This is a genomic window from Neisseria sp. WLZKY-1, from assembly GCF_046546535.1.
Classification (GTDB): domain Bacteria; phylum Pseudomonadota; class Gammaproteobacteria; order Burkholderiales; family Neisseriaceae; genus Neisseria.
This window is the reverse complement of record NZ_JBKGTW010000013.1, coordinates 1-15456: the sequence shown is the minus strand read 5'-3', so window position 1 is coordinate 15456 and position 15456 is coordinate 1. Positions and strand designations below refer to the sequence as shown.

General features: G+C 59.5%; 19 protein-coding genes and 1 pseudogene. 5 read left to right on the top strand and 15 right to left on the bottom strand.

What is annotated here, in order from left to right; genetic code table 11:
- Window positions 1–38: 38 nt before the first annotated feature.
- The gene (ribF, locus tag ACLD9W_RS05305) at window positions 39–968 is read right to left on the bottom strand and encodes a bifunctional riboflavin kinase/FAD synthetase (RefSeq protein ID WP_410841045.1); all 930 of its coding nucleotides are present in this window, start codon (window positions 966–968) and stop codon (window positions 39–41) included.
- A 180-nt stretch (window positions 969–1148) separates the two neighbouring features.
- Here ribF and ACLD9W_RS05300 point away from each other — a divergent pair, with 180 nt between their 5' ends.
- The gene (locus ACLD9W_RS05300) at window positions 1149–1895 is read left to right on the top strand and encodes an amino acid ABC transporter permease (protein ID WP_410841044.1); all 747 of its coding nucleotides are present in this window, start codon (window positions 1149–1151) and stop codon (window positions 1893–1895) included.
- A gap of 128 nt (window positions 1896–2023) precedes the next feature.
- Here ACLD9W_RS05300 and ACLD9W_RS05295 read toward each other — a convergent pair whose 3' ends face one another.
- The 7 genes from ACLD9W_RS05295 to ACLD9W_RS05265 form a co-directional block, all read right to left on the bottom strand.
- Entirely contained in the window at window positions 2024–3064 is a 1041-nt protein-coding gene (locus ACLD9W_RS05295) for a zinc-dependent alcohol dehydrogenase family protein (protein WP_410841043.1), read from the bottom strand.
- A gap of 162 nt (window positions 3065–3226) precedes the next feature.
- Entirely contained in the window at window positions 3227–4171 is a 945-nt protein-coding gene (gene ispH / locus ACLD9W_RS05290) for a 4-hydroxy-3-methylbut-2-enyl diphosphate reductase (protein ID WP_410841042.1), read from the bottom strand.
- A complete protein-coding gene (lspA, locus tag ACLD9W_RS05285) occupies window positions 4168–4671 on the bottom strand; it encodes a signal peptidase II (RefSeq protein WP_410841041.1) in 504 nt (167 codons plus the stop codon). The genes ispH and lspA overlap by 4 nt, the downstream gene beginning before the upstream one ends.
- A 335-nt stretch (window positions 4672–5006) precedes the next feature.
- Window positions 5007–5438 (bottom strand): hypothetical protein, encoded by a 432-nt coding sequence (locus ACLD9W_RS05280; protein WP_410841040.1) that lies wholly within the window; start codon window positions 5436–5438, stop codon window positions 5007–5009.
- A 70-nt stretch (window positions 5439–5508) separates the two neighbouring features.
- Window positions 5509–5961: a hypothetical protein gene (locus tag ACLD9W_RS05275; protein ID WP_410841039.1), complete on the bottom strand. Its 453-nt coding sequence runs from the start codon at window positions 5959–5961 to the stop codon at window positions 5509–5511.
- 84 nt (window positions 5962–6045) lie between these two features.
- Window positions 6046–7749, bottom strand: coding sequence for a single-stranded-DNA-specific exonuclease RecJ (recJ, locus tag ACLD9W_RS05270; RefSeq protein ID WP_410841038.1), 1704 nt, complete (start codon window positions 7747–7749; stop codon window positions 6046–6048).
- A gap of 56 nt (window positions 7750–7805) precedes the next feature.
- Window positions 7806–8141, bottom strand: coding sequence for a hypothetical protein (locus ACLD9W_RS05265; RefSeq protein ID WP_410841037.1), 336 nt, complete (start codon window positions 8139–8141; stop codon window positions 7806–7808).
- A gap of 195 nt (window positions 8142–8336) precedes the next feature.
- Here ACLD9W_RS05265 and ACLD9W_RS05260 point away from each other — a divergent pair, with 195 nt between their 5' ends.
- Both ACLD9W_RS05260 and ACLD9W_RS05255 read left to right on the top strand, forming a co-directional pair.
- Complete coding sequence (locus ACLD9W_RS05260) at window positions 8337–8675, top strand: hypothetical protein (RefSeq protein WP_410841036.1); 339 nt, start codon at window positions 8337–8339, stop codon at window positions 8673–8675.
- A gap of 554 nt (window positions 8676–9229) precedes the next feature.
- Entirely contained in the window at window positions 9230–9766 is a 537-nt protein-coding gene (locus tag ACLD9W_RS05255; RefSeq protein WP_410841035.1) for a gamma carbonic anhydrase family protein, read from the top strand.
- A gap of 77 nt (window positions 9767–9843) precedes the next feature.
- Here ACLD9W_RS05255 and ACLD9W_RS05250 read toward each other — a convergent pair whose 3' ends face one another.
- From ACLD9W_RS05250 to minC, 6 genes are all read right to left on the bottom strand, one after another.
- A complete protein-coding gene (locus ACLD9W_RS05250) occupies window positions 9844–10224 on the bottom strand; it encodes a hypothetical protein (RefSeq protein WP_410841034.1) in 381 nt (126 codons plus the stop codon).
- 78 nt (window positions 10225–10302) lie between these two features.
- Window positions 10303–10689, bottom strand: a complete 387-nt coding sequence (gene rsfS, locus ACLD9W_RS05245) for a ribosome silencing factor (RefSeq protein WP_410841033.1) — start codon at window positions 10687–10689, stop codon at window positions 10303–10305.
- 68 nt (window positions 10690–10757) lie between these two features.
- Window positions 10758–11678, bottom strand: a complete 921-nt coding sequence (locus tag ACLD9W_RS05240) for a LysR substrate-binding domain-containing protein (protein WP_410841032.1) — start codon at window positions 11676–11678, stop codon at window positions 10758–10760.
- Window positions 11675–11944, bottom strand: coding sequence for a cell division topological specificity factor MinE (gene minE, locus ACLD9W_RS05235; RefSeq protein WP_410841031.1), 270 nt, complete (start codon window positions 11942–11944; stop codon window positions 11675–11677). The genes ACLD9W_RS05240 and minE overlap by 4 nt, the downstream gene beginning before the upstream one ends.
- Window position 11945: 1 nt before the next feature.
- Window positions 11946–12758 carry a septum site-determining protein MinD gene (gene minD / locus ACLD9W_RS05230; protein ID WP_410841030.1) on the bottom strand — a complete coding sequence of 271 codons (813 nt, stop codon included), beginning with the start codon at window positions 12756–12758 and terminating at the stop codon, window positions 11946–11948.
- A 49-nt stretch (window positions 12759–12807) separates the two neighbouring features.
- Window positions 12808–13518, bottom strand: a complete 711-nt coding sequence (gene minC / locus ACLD9W_RS05225) for a septum site-determining protein MinC (protein ID WP_410841029.1) — start codon at window positions 13516–13518, stop codon at window positions 12808–12810.
- 179 nt (window positions 13519–13697) lie between these two features.
- Between minC and ACLD9W_RS05220 the strand changes: the two genes are divergently transcribed.
- Both ACLD9W_RS05220 and ftsX read left to right on the top strand, forming a co-directional pair.
- The gene (locus ACLD9W_RS05220; protein ID WP_410841028.1) at window positions 13698–14351 is read left to right on the top strand and encodes a cell division ATP-binding protein FtsE; all 654 of its coding nucleotides are present in this window, start codon (window positions 13698–13700) and stop codon (window positions 14349–14351) included.
- Entirely contained in the window at window positions 14348–15256 is a 909-nt protein-coding gene (ftsX, locus tag ACLD9W_RS05215) for a permease-like cell division protein FtsX (RefSeq protein WP_410841027.1), read from the top strand. The genes ACLD9W_RS05220 and ftsX overlap by 4 nt, the downstream gene beginning before the upstream one ends.
- A gap of 114 nt (window positions 15257–15370) precedes the next feature.
- On the opposite strand, the pseudogene ACLD9W_RS05210 reads toward ftsX, so the two are convergent.
- Window positions 15371–15456: pseudogene (locus ACLD9W_RS05210) on the bottom strand (IS1595 family transposase); the annotation flags it as partial.

Sequence of the window (15456 nt, the reverse complement as noted above, 5' to 3'; positions counted from 1 at the left end):
CGGATGCGTTATTTCGTGCCATTTGCCGGCGGCATTTTTCAGACGGCCTGCCAGTTTTTCGCGGCGGCCATGTCGGCGGCAATCTGGCGGCGAAGCGCTTCGATGTCGGAAAACTTTTCTTCGTCGCGCAGCTTGTGCAGGAAACGGACAAACAGGCGTTCGCCGTATAGGCTGCCTTGAAAATCAAACAGATGCACTTCCAGCTTCTGCCCGCCGCCGCTGCCGCTGACGGTGGGGTTGAAACCGAAGCTCGCCACGCCGCGCCGTCTGCCGAACGCGCCTGCGGCTTCGACGACGAACACGCCCGACAGGGCGTAGCGGTGCGGCGGCAGATGGATGTTGGCGGTGGGGCTGCCCAGCGTGCGGCCGAGTTTGCGCCCGTGTTTGACGCGGCCGCTGAGCACATAGCCGTGGCCGAGTATGGCTTCGGCTTCTTTCAGACGGCCTTCCTGCAAGGCCAGGCGCACGGCGGTGCTGCTGGCGCGGCCGCCCGCAACCAGTATGCTCGGCGTGCGTTCGGTGGCGAAATCCGCCTGTGCCTGCAACAGGGCGAAATCGCCCGTTCTGCCGCGGCCGAAGCGGAAATCGTCGCCCACCAGTAGATAGCGCGTATCCAGCCCGCGCCGCAGTACGGTGTCGATAAAGTCTTCGGCGGGCATTTGCGAAAAAGCGCGGTTGAAACGCAGCACGCACACGGCGTCGACGCAGCCGCTCTCGCGCAGCAGGCGCAGCTTGTCGCGCAGCGGCGTCAGACGAGGCGGCGGCTCTTTACCGGCTGCGCGGGCGAAAAATTCGGCGGGCTGCGGCTCGAACAGCACGACGGTGCTGCACAGGCCGCGCGCGTCGGCTTCGGTTTTCAGCCTTTGCAGGATGTGCAGATGGCCGAGGTGGACGCCATCGAAATTGCCGATGGTGACGGCGGATGGGACAGATTCAGACGGCAGGCGGCCGCCCGGAAAGATGTTCATGTGGTGCAAGACGGGTGGAAAAAGCGGGCATTGTAAACGGATTCGCACGGCGTTTACAGCCTGCCCTGCCGTCGGCAAAAAGCGCAATTAAATCTGCCGCCTTATGTTTTTTCTTGTAAAATGCGCGATTTTTCGCGGCGGGTGCGTCTGCCCGCCCTCCTCTACTTTCCGGGCTGTTTTATGAGTTTCCGTTTCGACATTATTTATGAATACCGCGAAATGTTCCTGATTGGGGCATTGACCACTTTGGGACTGACCTTCGTCGCCACCCTCGGCGGTTCGCTGCTCGGCCTGTTCGGCGCACTGGCGCGGATTATCCGTTTTGAAAAAGGCGGCGCGCCGCTCAAAGCGCTGGCCTGGCTGCTGCGCAATCTGTCGGCGCTTTATGTGACGGTGTTCCGCGGCACGCCGCTGTTTGTGCAGATTTTCATCTGGTATTTCGTCTGGCTCGCCGCCCTGATCCATCCCAACGGCGGCTGGCTGGTAGACGGTCAGGCTGCCGTCGAGCTGCGCCGCAGCTACGGCGCGGTGATTGCCGGTGTGCTGGCGCTGACGACCAACTCGGGCGCCTACATCACCGAGATTTTCCGCGCGGGCATCCAGTCCATCGACAAAGGCCAGATGGAAGCCGCCCGCTCGCTGGGCATGACCTATCCGCAGGCAATGCGCTTCGTTATCCTGCCGCAGGCCGTGCGCCGCATGCTGCCGCCGCTTGCCAACGAATTCATCACGCTGCTGAAAGACAGCTCGCTGCTGTCGGCCATCGCCGTGGCCGAGCTGGCCTACGTCCAGCGCACCATCTCCGGCCGCTACTCGATTTATGAAGAGCCGCTCTACACCATCGCGTTGATTTATCTGGCGATGACTTTGTGCCTGAGCTGGCTGTTCTCGTGGCTGGAAAAGCGTTACAGCCTGCAACGGCGCTGAGGTTTTGCATATTTGGAGGCCGTCTGAAAACATCCGCAAGGTGTTTTCAGACGGCCTTTTGCATGGCGGAACGGATGGCTTGGGCAAGAAAAAGGGCGGAATTTCCGCCCTTGTGTTTTACCCGATTGTCAGCCGTTGATAAGCACCACTTTCATCGCCTGATTCTCCGAAGCGTGTTTGAACACGTCGTAGGCTTTTTCCAGCTCGGAAAGTTTGAAGCGGTGGGTCAGCATTTTGCTGTAATCGACCGAGCTGGTGGCCACGGCTTTGAGTAACATTTCGGTGGTGTTGCTGTTGACCAGGCCGGTGGTGATGGCCAGGTTTTTGATCCACAGTTTTTCCAGTTTGAAATCGACCGGCTTGCCGTGCACGCCGACCACGGCAATGTGGCCGCCGGGTTTGACGATGTCCTGGCACATATCCCAGGTGGCGGGAATGCCGACGGCTTCGATGGCGCAGTCCACGCCGTCTGTGCCGACGATGTCGAATACTTGTTTGGCAACGTCGCCCGAAGCGGGGTTGACGGTATGGGTCGCGCCCAGTTCTTTGGCCAGTTTCAGGCGGTTTTCGTCCATATCGCAGACGATGATGGTGGCGGGGCTGTAAAGCTGGGCGGTGAGAAGCGCGGACATGCCGACGGGGCCGGCGCCGGCGATGAAGACGGTGTCGCCCGGTTTCACGTCGCCGCTTTGCACGCCGATTTCGTGGGCGGTGGGCAGGATGTCGGACAAGAGCAGGGCGATTTCGTCGTTAACGTTTGCCGGCAGCGGAATCAGGCTGTTGTCGGCATAGGGCGTGCGCACGTATTCGGCCTGCGTGCCGTCGATCATATAGCCGAGTATCCAGCCGCCGTTGCGGCAGTGGGAATAGAGCTGGGTTTTGCAGTAGTCGCAGGTGCAGCATTTGCTGACGCAGGAAATAATGACTTTGTCGCCGACTTTGATGTTTTTCACCGCCGATCCGACTTCTTCGACGATGCCCACGCCTTCATGCCCCAAGATGCGGCCGTCGGCTACTTCGGGGTTTTTGCCTTTCCAAATCCCCAAGTCGGTGCCGCAAATCGTGGTTTTGACGATTTTCACCACCGCATCGGTGGGATCGATGATTTGCGGTTTGGGTTTGTCTTCCAAACGGATGTCGTTGGCGCCGTGGTAAACCATTGCTTTCATAATGCTTCCTTTCAGGACAGAGGGTGGACAAAACGAAAAACACCATTTATTCAGTTTATAGGCCGATTGATAATATCTGTCAAATTATTTAATTATTTGTTATGGTGTAACAAAAGGCCGTCTGAAAACCTTTTCAGACGGCCTTTGTTTATGTTGCGGCGTTTATTTCTTCTCGCCGCGCAACTCTTTGGGCAGCACGAACACGATGCTCTCCTCCGCGCCCTCGCCCTCGCGCAGAGTGTCGTGTCCCCAGGCTTTGAGCGTGGCCAGCACTTCCTGCACCAGCACTTCGGGGGCGGACGCGCCTGCGGTAACGCCGACCTGTTTTTTGCCCTCGAACCATTCGCGGCGCAGGTAGGAGGCGTTGTCGACCATATAGGCGTCGACGCCGCGCTGGGCGGCCACTTCGCGCAGGCGGTTGCTGTTGGAGGAGTTGGGCGAACCGACGACGATGACGATGTCGCATTCCGCCGCCAGCTGCTTCACCGCTTCCTGACGGTTGGTGGTGGCGTAGCAGATATCGTCTTTCGGCGGGCTTTTGATATTGGGGAAACGCGCTTTGAGGGCGGCGATGATGTCTTTGGTTTCGTCCACCGACAGCGTGGTCTGGCTGACGTGCGACAGGCGGTCGGGGTCGGCCACTTCGAGTTTTGCCACGTCTTCCACCGTCTGCACCAGCAAAATCGCGCCCTCGGGCAGCTGCCCCATCGTGCCTTCCACTTCGGGGTGCCCCGCATGGCCGATCATAATAATCTGATAACCCTGCGTATCCAGCCGCGCCACTTCCTTATGTACCTTTGTCACCAGCGGGCAGGTAGCGTCGAACACGCGGAAGCCGCGCGCCGCCGCTTCGTCCTGCACCGCTTTGGACACGCCGTGCGCCGAATAAATCAGCGTCGCGCCTTCGGGCACGTCGGCCAAGTCTTCGATAAACACCGCGCCTTTTTCGCGCAGATTGTCCACCACGAATTTGTTATGCACGACTTCGTGGCGCACGTAAATCGGCGCGCCGAACTGTTCCAGCGCGCGCTCGACGATGCTGATCGCCCGATCCACGCCCGCGCAGAAGCCGCGCGGATTCGCCAGCATAATGGTTTTGCCGCTCATGCCGCATCCTTTTCAGACGGCCTGCCGTGTTTTTTCTGCTTGAAACCGTCAATCACCATCAGCACCGCGCCGACACAGATAAAGCTGTCGGCCACATTGAAGGCGGGATAAGACCACGTTTCGCCGTAAAACAAGAGAAAATCCACCACCTTGCCGTGGACGAAACGGTCGATCACATTGCCCAGCGCGCCGCCGACCACCATTGCCGCGCCCCAGCTGCCCCAAGCGCCGAATTCGCCTTTTTTCACCGCGCGCACCAGCCACGCGCATACCACGGCCGCCAGCGCGACGAAAAAATATTTCTGCCAGCCGCCCGCTGCCGCGAGAAAGCTGAACGCCGCGCCGGTGTTGTATACCAGCGTGAGATCGAAAAAATGCGGGATGACGGGCAGGCGCTCGTAGTCGGCGAATGTCGCCAGCACGGCGTATTTGGTGATTTGGTCGAGCACGATGGCCGCCGCAGAAAGCAGCCAGTAGCGCAGGGTGGATGGTGTTGCCATATTTTCGATTCCGCGGCCGACTGTTTTTCAGACGGCCTGTTGTAAACAAGGGCGGCATTTTACCCGATATGCGCGGCGCGGTTTCCGTTTTGTGAGCTGCATCATGGTTTGGTTGCCGCTATGAGTGAATTGCAAACAGACCTTAGGGTCTGTTGACAATCAGCCTTGCAGCGGTGTTTTTGGCAAAAAATACCCGCCTGCCACGTCAAAAATGCGCGCAAGGTGTCCAACCTTGCTGTGCTTTTTTCCTTGCATCCGCGAATTTTTCCTCAAAAACCGTCTCGCAAGCTGAATGTCAACAGCCCCTGGCATCAGGCCGTCTGAAAAACGGGCGGTCAGTCTTTGGCGAGAAACCAGATGCCGGAGAGGGTGAGGGCGATGCCGAGGACTTTCTGCCAGGAAAAGGTTTCTTTGAAAACGAGCAGGCTGACGGGGACGAGCAGGAGGGCGGCGGTGCCGTTGACGGCCGCGCCCGACCATTGCGCCGAGCCGCCGCTGCGGTAGGCGAGGAGGAAACCGAGTTCGATCATGACGGTGCCCAGCGACACCAGCCACACGCGCGGGTTGGCCAGCGCGGGGAGGAGGCCGTCTGAAAACCTCACCGTGCCGAAAAACGGGGCGGCGGCCAGCGAAAATGCCAGCGCGAAGCTGTAATAAAGCGCGAGCAGCAGCATGGGGTTGCCGCCGATGTGCAGGGATTTCTGGCCGATGTGGTAGCAGCAGTTGCCCAGTGCGGCAAGAAACAGAAAAAGATACAGCGGTTTCATAGCGAATGGCGGTAGGAAGATACGGGCGGAACGTTTGGCGGAGTGCCGCGTTCAGACGGCTTTTCGGTGTTTAAAATCTTTTTTCAAAGCGGCCGTTTTCCATTTCCGGAATCAGCCGGTTGATTTCTTCTATGCGTGCCTGCGTGCAAAAGCCGTTGATTCCCTTAGATTGCAAGGCGTGAAACTCAAAGCCGTTCATGCGGTGTGCAAACACGTCATAACCGTATTCTGCTATGAGTTTTTCGGTCAGTTTGCCGGTGTCGGCAGGAATGTTGCAGGTAAGTGCCGCGCCGATTCTCGACCATGCAAATTGCAGATTGCTGTTCCAACCCATGGCATCGATGCCTGTAAAACCCTTGTTGTAATGGTATCGGTAGGCTTCGGGCGCAATGCGGTAGGCAGTCATGCCGCCATGACCGGAATATGAGCCGTAGTTGTCCTTATCAGGGCCGGCGGCAGCTTGGGCGGCGGGCAGTGCGGCGGCCAGCAAGAATGCGGCTGCGGTTTGTAGGATTTTTGTCATGGTTTGTAACTCCGTTTGAGTGTTGTGCCGTCTGAAAACCGGCAGAAAACTATATTTTTTGAATGACAACGGTTTCAGACGGCCTTACGCCGCTTCCCAATAGTCGATATAAAGCTGCAATTCGAGATTGTTGCGCCATTCGTTGGCAACGGGGCGGTACACGGTGCGCACGTATTCGGGGATGTCTTCGCTGCACCGCCAGAACATGGCTTCAAATTCCCGGCCGTCTTTTTGCAGCCAGGCTTTTTTGTGTTTGCCCTCTGCGCCTAAGTTTTGCTGGCGCACGACGCGGAAGCAGTCGGTGAAGCTGGGCGGGGCGAAGCCTTGTCCCCACACTTGGCGGGCGAGGTTTTGCGCCTGCTCGAGCGTGATGTCGCCTGCGGCGAGGCTGCCGTCGGTGATGAAGGTTTGCGACAAGTCTTCTTCGCGCACCATTTCGCGCACGGCCTCTTCAAAGGCCGTCTGAAAGGCGGGGATGTTGCGCTCGAGTATGCTCAAACCGGCCGCCATCGCGTGGCCGCCGAATTTCAAAATCAAGTCGGGGTGGCGTTTGGACACCAAATCAAGTGCGTCGCGCAGGTGCAGGTTGGGAATGGAGCGGCCGGAGCCGCGCACTTCGCCGTTGTCGGCGGGGGCGAACACGATGGCGGGGCGGTAAAAACGGTCTTTCAGGCGGCTGGCAACGATGCCGACCACGCCCTGATGGAAGTCGTCACGGTAGGCCACGAGGGTGGTTTGCCCATCGGGCAGGGTGTCGGGAAAGGCGTTGAGCGCGTCTTGCAGCATGGATTGTTCGATTTCGCGGCGTTCGATGTTCAAATCGTTAAGCTGCGCGGCGAGGGTTTGCGCTTCATCATCGCTTTGTGCAAGCAGACAGGCGATGCCCAGCGACATATCGTTGAGCCGTCCGGCGGCGTTGATGCGCGGCCCGAGCGCAAAGCCCATGTCGAAGGGCTGGGCTTTTTTCCAGTCGCGCCGTGCTACGTCAAACAGGGCGCGGATGCCGGGGCGCATTTTGCCCGAACGCATCCGTTTCAAACCCTGCGAAACGAGAATGCGGTTGTTGTGATCGAGCGATACTACGTCGGCCACCGTGCCCAGTGCCACCAAATCGAGCAAATCGGCCAGATTCGGCTCTTTGAGGCCGTCTGAAAAATATCCGCGCCGCCGCAATTCGGCACGCAATGCCATTAATACATAGAAAATCACGCCCACACCCGCCAGGCTTTTGCTGGCAAAGCCGCAGCCGCGCTGGTTGGGGTTCACAATAATGCAGTTTGGCACTTCGTCGGCCGGCAGGTGGTGGTCGGTAACGATAACGTCTATCCCCAAAGCCTGCGCCCGTGCCACGCCTGCGATGCTGGCGATGCCGTTGTCCACCGTTACCAACAGGTTTACGCCCTGCGCGGCGGCAATGTCGGCCAATTCGGGTGTGAGGCCGTAGCCGTGTTCAAAGCGGTTGGGCACGAGAAAATCCACCGCTGCGCCCATCGCGCCCAAGCCCGCCATGCCGACGGAGCAGGCGGTGGCACCGTCGGCATCGTAGTCGGCGACAATCAGGATTTTTTCTTTGCGCCCGATGGCATCGGCCAGACGCGCGGCGGCGGTTTCGCAATGGGTGAGCGTTTGGTAGGGCAACAGCGCGGCAAGTTTGTCGTCAAGCTCAGCAGGCGACACCACGCCGCGCGAGGCGCACAGGCGGGCGGTAAGCGGGTCGGCACCCGATTGGATAAGGGTTTGGCAGATGTCTTGGTCGACTGAACGGGTTTGGATGTGTACGGCGGACATGTGGGGCTTTGGTATTTGTATTGAATGCAAAGGGCTTTGAGGCCGTCTGAAAAGCGTTATTCGGGCAAGGCAAACGGAACGTTCATGTCTTTCAATCGTTTGCGGGCAACCGCCAATTGCTCTTCGGTAAACAGCGTTTTCCATGGGTCTGACAAAACCAGATATTCCATGCTGATTTTCAGGGCATCGTAACCGCCATGAAGAAACAGTTGGGTAAAGCCTGCCGATGGATTGGAAGTAGCGAGCAGTCTGTCCGCCGCTTCTTTGCCGCCGTAATTCAGAACCATCCGTTTAAACTCTGTGGGACGGTACGGCTTGGGCAAATCCCACGCTTTGTCGTAAATCGCCAGCATGGCGGCGTGAAACCTTTGTTCCAAGTTTGATTGTGTCATTTTATCTGCGCCTGTTTCGTGAGTGAAAAAACGCGCGATTATAGGCTTTCAGACGGCCTCCCGCCACGGCAAGGCCGCTATACTGTAACCGTTACACTATAATAATGCGTTATAAATCATTATCTTAAACTTGCATTGCCGACAAATGGGGCTATAATGCCGCACCTTCTTAACACCAACCGAAAAGGAAACGCCATGAGCAACTGTCAAACCCACGAAAACCACAACCATGTCCACGGCGCGGGCTGCGGCCACACCGCCATCCGCCACAACGGCCACGTCGACTACCTGCACGACGGCCACCTGCACCACGAACACAACGGCCACTACGACGAGCACGTCCTCGAAGTGAACGACACCAACGCCGACGGCTGCCACCCCGTCCACACCTGCGGCAGCCACGTCCACGGCGCAGGCTGCGGCCACGAAGCCGTGCCGCACGGCGACCATGTGGATTACATCGTCAACGGCCGCCTGCACCACCAGCACGGCGACCACTGCGACGACCACGGGCCGGTGGAAATCGTCGGTTGATTCGGTTTGTTGGCAAGAGGCCGTCTGAAACCTGTTTTTGCGGTTTCAGACGGCCTCTTTAACGATTGCGCGTAGGGCGTGTCGTCCAGCAACGCACGCGGTTTGCTGACGACGGCGCGCGCTTGTTGGCAAACGGCAGAAACCTGTTGCCGCATCAAAGGCAGAAAGGCCGTCTGAAACCTGTTTTTGCGGTTTCAGACGGCCTCTTTAAACGATTGCGCGTAGGGTGTTGCACAGCAACGCACGCGGTTTGCTGTTGCCGCATCGGAGGCCGTTTGAAAGCACGGCTTCGGCACGGCAGGCATCCTGAACGCCCGTCATTCCCACGTAGGCGGGAATCTTGGCTGACGTTCGGAATTTTTGAATAAACAAATTGCTGCATCCGTTCCAAAAAGATTCCCGCCTGCGCGGGAATGACGGCGTTTCGAGAGGTTTTGGGTTTGGCAAAACCGGCAAAGGGCAAAGCCGCCGCCAAAGGAAGGCCGTCTGAAATCTTTTCAGACGGCCTTTTGCTACAATGGCCGCCCCGCAGAGCTTTTGACAGGAAACCGAAAATGGACAATATCCGCCCCTTCCGCAACCACCTGCCGCAGCTTGGCGCCGACGTTTACACCGACCCTGCCGCCGTTGTTATCGGCTGCGTGGAGCTGGGCGACGGCGTGTCGGTGTGGCCGTTTGCCGTGCTGCGCGGCGACGTGAACTTTATCCGCGTCGGCGCGCGCAGCAATATTCAGGACGGCAGCGTGCTGCACGTTTCGGGCGCGTCTGCCGCCAAACCCGGCGGCTCGCCGCTGGTGTTGGGCGAAGACGTCACCGTCGGCCACCGCGCCGTGCTGCACGGCTGCACCGTCGGCAACCGCGTGCTGATCGGCATGGGCGCAATCGTGCTGGACGACGCGGTGATCGAAGACGAGGTGATACTCGGCGCGGGCAGCCTCGTGCCGCCGCGCAAACGCCTCGACAGCGGTTTCCTCTACACCGGTTCGCCCGCCCAAGCCGCGCGGCCGCTCACCGATGCGGAACGGACGTTTTTGCAGCGCTCGGCGCAAACCTATCTAGAAACGGCGCGGGCGTATCGGGAAGGCGTGTAACAAGCGTCATAACAGTTGAGGCCGTCTGAAAACGGGGTTTCAGACGGCCTCAGTGTGTGCGGAGCGGCATTCGGGCGTCAGTTTTCCGCCGCACATTTTTGCAGGGCTTGGGTGTAGGATGCTTTGTTGCGCCGCATTTTGTCTGCCGTGCCGATATTTTTGTTTGCCGTTTGGTCGAATGATTTCATTTCTTTGAATTTTCGGGTGAGGTGGCCGGAATCGCGCAGGCGGCGGTAGAGTTCTTGCCCCGCGCCGGGGAATTTCTGTGCGACGGTATTTTCGGCGCGGCGCATGGCCTGTTGTTCGGTTTGACCGTTGATGGCGGCGTCGTTGATGACGTAGAACAGTTCGGCGCCGAGGCGGCAGGCGTAGCGGTTGGCGTTTTCTTCCGCGCCTGCGGCGGGCAGGGCGGCCAATGTGAGTGCGGCCAGGGCGGTTGTCAGGACGGTTTTTTTCATGGGGTGCTTTCTTTGGCTTTGAGGCCGTCTGAAACCTTTTGGGGTTTCAGACGGCCTCTGCGTTTGGCGGCAGGCGGGTCAGTCTGCGGTGTGCCAGGGTTTGGCGGCGCCGTTGTGGAATTCGGGTTTTTCGCCGCCCCAGAGGGTGTCGATGTCGTAGAAGTCGCGCACGGCCGGCTGCATGACGTGGACGACGAGGTCGCCCGCGTCAACGAGCGACCATTCGCCGCTTTCGCCTTCGCTGCCGAGGATGTCGAAGCCTGCTTCTTTCAGGCGCACGGCAACGTTGTTGGCGAGGGCTTTGACTTGGCGGGTGCTGTCGCCGCTGGCGATGATCATGCGGGCGAAGAGGGAGGTTTTGTCTTGGGTTTCGAGGACGGAGATGTCTTTGGCTTTGATGTCGTCGAGGGCTTCGACGGCAACGGCGACCATGCGTTGGAGGTCGTGCAGTTCTTGTTCGGTCATGTGTTTTCCTAAGGGGATTGGGGGAAGAGGCCGTCTGAAAAGGGTTTCAGACGGCCTTATGCCTGTGTTTATGCGGTGGCGAAGGTAACGCCGGCCAGCTGCGAGCCGATGACGGCGCTGCGGATGGCGGCGAGGGCTTTGGGGCGCACGAAGTTGCGGCGGTAGGCGAGGACGACGCGCCGGCTGGGGGCTTCACCGGCAAACGGGATGATGCTGAAAAGCATATGGTCGTTTTCGGTGAGGGCGGTGGCGGGCAGGACGCTGATGGCCAGGCCGCTGGCAACCATGTGGCGGATGGTGTTGATGGAGCTGCCCTGCAGGGTGTTGGCCAGGCCGTTGATTTTTTGTTTGGCGGCCAGCTCGTTGCAGTTGTCGAGCACGTTGTCGCGCATGCAGTTGCCTTCGGTGAGCAGCAGTACCTGTTCCTGTGCCAGTTCGTGTTGGGTGACGGCGTCGAGTTCTTCGAAGGGGTGGTCTTTGGGGACGATGACGAAGAAGGGTTCGCTGTACAGCTGTTCGGTGACGATGCCGGTTTCCTGAAACGGTTCGGCCACGACGATGGCGTCAAGCTCGCCACGTTTGAGGGCTTCGGTGAGCATGTGGGTGTAGTTTTCTTCGAGCACCAGCGGCATGTTGGGCGCGATGTCGCGCAGCGACAGGATGAGCTTGGGCAGCAGGTAGGGGGCGACGGTGAAGATGAGGCCGAGTTTGAAGGTGCCGTCCAGTTCGTTTTGTTCTTGGCTGGCCAGTCGGCGGATGACGTCGGCTTCGTCAAGCACGCGGCGGGCTTGGGCGACGATGCGCTCGCCCGCTTCGGTGGTGATGACTTCGTTGCTGCTGCGGTCGAACAGGGGTACGGACAGCTCTTCTTCCAGCTTTTTGATGGCGATGGACAGGGTGGGCTGGCTGACGTTGCAGCGCTGCGCCGCTCTGCCGAAGTGCTTTTCCTGTGCCACGGCGACGATGTAGCGCAGTTCGGTCAGGGTCATGTTTCGGCCTTTTTCTGTTGGTCGGGCAGGGTGATGTTGAGTTCGAGCACGTCGAGGCCGTCTTGTTTTTCCTGCGAGATGCGGATGTCGTCGAGCGATACGTTGACGTATTTCGACAGCACTTCCAGCAGCTCTTTTTGCAGGGTGGGCAGATAGTCGGGCGCCTGCGCTTTGACGCGCTCTTGGGCGATGATGATCTGCAGGCGGTCGCGGGCGACTTCGGCGGATTTGGGTTTTTTGCCGAACAGCATATCAATCAGCGACATATCAACCTCCGAAGATGCGTTGGAAGAAGCCTTTTTTCTCGGCTTCGAGGAAGCGCATTTCGCGGTTTTCGCCCAACAGGCGGGCGATGACGTCTTTGTAGGCTTCGGCGGCGACGGCGTCGGCCTGGTGGATGACGGGCTCGCCGGCATTGGATGCCTGCAAAACGTTTTGTGATTCGGGAATGACGCCGATCAGGGGGATGCGCAGGATGTCGGTGATGTCCTGCACCGACAGCATTTCGCCTTTTTCGACGCGCTCGGGCGAGTAGCGGGTGATGAGCAGGTGTTCTTTGACGCGGCCGCCCTGTTCGGCTTTGCGCGATTTGCTCTGCAAAATGCCCAGAATGCGGTCGGAGTCGCGCACGCTGGAAACTTCGGGGTTGGTGGTGACGATGGCTTCGTCGGCGAAATAGAGCGCCATCAGCGCGCCCTGTTCGATGCCGGCGGGGGAGTCGCAGATAACGTATTCGAAGCCCATTTCGCCGGTGAGGGTGTCAAGCACTTTTTCCACGCCTTCGCGGGTAAGGGCGTCTTTGTCGCGGGTTTGCGAGGCGGGCAGGATGTAGAGTTTGTCGCAGTGTTTGTCTTTGATGAGCGCCTGGTTGAGCGTGGCTTCGCCTTGGATGACGTTGATGAGGTCGTACACGACGCGGCGCTCGCAGCCCATGATGAGGTCGAGGTTGCGCAGGCCGACGTCGAAGTCGATAACGGCGGTTTTGTGGCCGCGCAGGGCGAGGCCGGATGCGATGCTGGCGGAGGTGGTGGTTTTGCCCACGCCGCCTTTGCCGGAGGTGACTACGATGATTTTTGCCACTGTGTTTCCTTTTTTGGGGTTTCGGGGGTGAAAAATGATACGGCAGCCGCTATGCGTCTATGGCCGCGATGACCAAACGGTCTTCGTGAAGGTATATTTGGACGGGGTGTCTGTCCAAGTGGGCGGGTAGCTTCTGCTCGAAATTGCGGTAGGTACCCGCGATGGACACCAGCTCGGCCTGCATGGAATGGATGAAGATGCGCGCGTCGCGGCGGCCTTTCGCCCCGGCCAGCGCACGGCCGCGCATCGGGGCGTAGATGTGGATGTTGCCGTCGGCAATCAGCTCCGCGCCTTCGCTCACCATGCCGGTGACAATCAGGTCGGCGTTTTCGGCGTAAACCTGCTGGCCGGTGCGCACGGGTTCGGCAACGAACACCGTCGGGTGGCCGGACGGTTTGGCCGGTGCGGTTTCGCGCGCGGCCGTCTGCGGCGCGGGCGCGGCGGCGGTGTCGTTCGGGGAGTGTCTGCCTGCGGGGCTGAACGCCACGCCGTTGGCGGCAGCGATTTTCGCCCAGGTTTCGTCGCTGTGGCGCAGGGCGGCCACCGGCAGGTGGCGCGAGCGGAAAACGGCCAACAGCGCGGGGATGTCCACGGCGGCCGGACGGAAAGCCTGCATATCGAGCAACAGCGGCAGGTTCAGCTCGCGGTATTGCGCGGCGCACTTGTCGAGCGCCGCGCCCACAGCCGCCGCATCCGCGCTGTTCAGGTGCACGGCGAGGGCGTCGGTGCGGGCGGACTTGATTTCAAAAGCGGCTTTCATTTCTGCATTACCATAAATTTTTTTAATGGTGGCAGTTTACTGTATTTGCCGACGGGCATCAATTTCTTTACCGGAGGCCGTCTGAAAGCCGAGTATCGGCACGCGCTGAGGGCTTTCAGACGGCCTTTACCCGTTTCGGCTATAATCCGCGCTTCTTTCCGACAACGGCGCATTGCGACATGATACGTTTCGAACAAGTTTCCAAAACCTACCGCGGCGGCTTTCAGGCATTGAAAAACGTCAGTTTCCGCATCGGCAAGGGCGAGATGATTTTTGTGGCCGGGCATTCCGGCGCGGGTAAGTCCACCATGCTCAAACTGATTGCGGGCATCAGCAGGCCGACTTCGGGCAAGGTGTGGATCAACGGGCAGGACACAGGCCGTCTGAACGATGATCAGGCGGGTTTTATGCGCCAGCACATCGGCATCGTTTTCCAAGACCACAAAATCCTGTTCGACCGCAACGTGCTGCAAAACGTGCTGCTGCCGCTGCAAATCGCGGGCTACGGACGCGCCGAAGCGGAAAAGCGGGCGCGGGTGGCCATTGAAAAAGTGGGATTGGGCGGACGCGAAGCCGCCGATCCAGTCACGCTTTCGGGCGGCGAGCAGCAGCGCTTGTGCATCGCCCGCGCCGTCGTCCACCAGCCCGGCCTGCTGATTGCCGACGAACCCTCCGCCAACCTCGACCGCGCCTACGCGCTGGACATTATGGAACTCTTCAAAACCTTCCACGAAGCGGGTACCACCGTCATTGTCGCCGCCCACGACGAAACCCTGATGGCCGACTACGGCCACCGCATTTTGCGCTTACAGGAAGGCAGGTTCGCCGCATGACTTACGCCGCACTCCATCTCGAAGCCGCGAAAAACGCCGCCCGCAGCCTGCTGCGCCAGCCCGTTGCCACCCTGCTCATCCTGCTGATGCTGGCCGTTGCCATGACCCTGCCGCTTGCCCTGTATCTGGGTATAGAGAGCAGCCGCGCCGTGCTGGGCAAGATGAGCGAAACGCCGCAGATTACGCTCTATATGGAAACGTCTGCCGCCGATGCCGACAGTGCCGCCGTGAAAGAGCTGCTCGCCGCCGATAAGCGCGTCGCCAAAAGCGAGTTTGTCGGCAAGGCGCAGGGTTTGGACGAGTTGAAAAACAGCATGGGCGGGGAAGACATCGTTTCCATGCTCGACGACAACCCGCTGCCCGACGTGTTCGTCGTCACACCGAAAACGGGCACGCCCGCCGAAACCGAAGCCCTGCAACAGGAGCTTTCCAAGCTGCCGATGGTTGAGTCTGCACGGCTGGACACCGAATGGCTGCAAACGCTTTACCGCATCGACAGCCTCGTGCGGCAGATACTCGCCTTTTTGTCCGTCACCCTCAGCGTGGCTTTCGTTTTGGTGGCACACAACACCATCCGCCTGCAAATTCTCGCGCGCAAGGAAGAAATCGAAATCGCCCGCCTGCTCGGCGCGCCCGCGTCCTTTATCCGCCGCCCCTTCCTTTATCTGGCCGCCTTGCAGAGCGTGATTGCCGCCGCCGTCAGCCTCGGCCTGTGCGGCTGGCTGATTGCCGCCTCCCGCCCGCTAGTGGTGCAGATTTTCCGCCCCTACGGCATCGACATCGTCTGGCGCTTTTTCCGTCCCGCCGAATGGCTGGCCGTGTTCGCCATTGTGATTGCGCTGGGCATCGCGGGCGCCTGGCTCGCCACCCGCCGCCATCTGGTCTCACTCAAAGCGCAAAGCTGACGGGTGCGCGTTCGCCGGTGGCGTATTTACCGACCTCGACCCGCTGAAATGCGTGCTGCCGTTTGAGCGTTTCCTTACTCAAAGCTATTTAATTTATGGGGCTGTCCTAGATAACTAGGATAAATTATCTATTACCAATTGTTTCAAAATGGAAATTTGAACTTTTATTTCACTGTTGTTAAAACGCCATTCGCACTCCT

Coding starts and splice junctions, on each gene's coding strand:
- ACLD9W_RS05250 (WP_410841034.1), bottom strand. CDS start 10,224: ATGAAAAAAACCGTCCTGACAACCGCCCTGGCCGCACTCACATTGGCC.
- ACLD9W_RS05260 (WP_410841036.1), top strand. CDS start 8,337: ATGAGCAACTGTCAAACCCACGAAAACCACAACCATGTCCACGGCGCG.
- minE (WP_410841031.1), bottom strand. CDS start 11,944: ATGTCGCTGATTGATATGCTGTTCGGCAAAAAACCCAAATCCGCCGAA.
- ACLD9W_RS05220 (WP_410841028.1), top strand. CDS start 13,698: ATGATACGTTTCGAACAAGTTTCCAAAACCTACCGCGGCGGCTTTCAG.
- rsfS (WP_410841033.1), bottom strand. CDS start 10,689: ATGACCGAACAAGAACTGCACGACCTCCAACGCATGGTCGCCGTTGCC.
- lspA (WP_410841041.1), bottom strand. CDS start 4,671: ATGGCAACACCATCCACCCTGCGCTACTGGCTGCTTTCTGCGGCGGCC.
- ACLD9W_RS05265 (WP_410841037.1), bottom strand. CDS start 8,141: ATGACACAATCAAACTTGGAACAAAGGTTTCACGCCGCCATGCTGGCG.
- ACLD9W_RS05255 (WP_410841035.1), top strand. CDS start 9,230: ATGGACAATATCCGCCCCTTCCGCAACCACCTGCCGCAGCTTGGCGCC.
- ispH (WP_410841042.1), bottom strand. CDS start 4,171: ATGAGCGGCAAAACCATTATGCTGGCGAATCCGCGCGGCTTCTGCGCG.
- ftsX (WP_410841027.1), top strand. CDS start 14,348: ATGACTTACGCCGCACTCCATCTCGAAGCCGCGAAAAACGCCGCCCGC.
- ribF (WP_410841045.1), bottom strand. CDS start 968: ATGAACATCTTTCCGGGCGGCCGCCTGCCGTCTGAATCTGTCCCATCC.
- minC (WP_410841029.1), bottom strand. CDS start 13,518: ATGAAAGCCGCTTTTGAAATCAAGTCCGCCCGCACCGACGCCCTCGCC.
- ACLD9W_RS05240 (WP_410841032.1), bottom strand. CDS start 11,678: ATGACCCTGACCGAACTGCGCTACATCGTCGCCGTGGCACAGGAAAAG.
- recJ (WP_410841038.1), bottom strand. CDS start 7,749: ATGTCCGCCGTACACATCCAAACCCGTTCAGTCGACCAAGACATCTGC.
- ACLD9W_RS05275 (WP_410841039.1), bottom strand. CDS start 5,961: ATGACAAAAATCCTACAAACCGCAGCCGCATTCTTGCTGGCCGCCGCA.
- ACLD9W_RS05300 (WP_410841044.1), top strand. CDS start 1,149: ATGAGTTTCCGTTTCGACATTATTTATGAATACCGCGAAATGTTCCTG.
- ACLD9W_RS05295 (WP_410841043.1), bottom strand. CDS start 3,064: ATGAAAGCAATGGTTTACCACGGCGCCAACGACATCCGTTTGGAAGAC.
- ACLD9W_RS05280 (WP_410841040.1), bottom strand. CDS start 5,438: ATGAAACCGCTGTATCTTTTTCTGTTTCTTGCCGCACTGGGCAACTGC.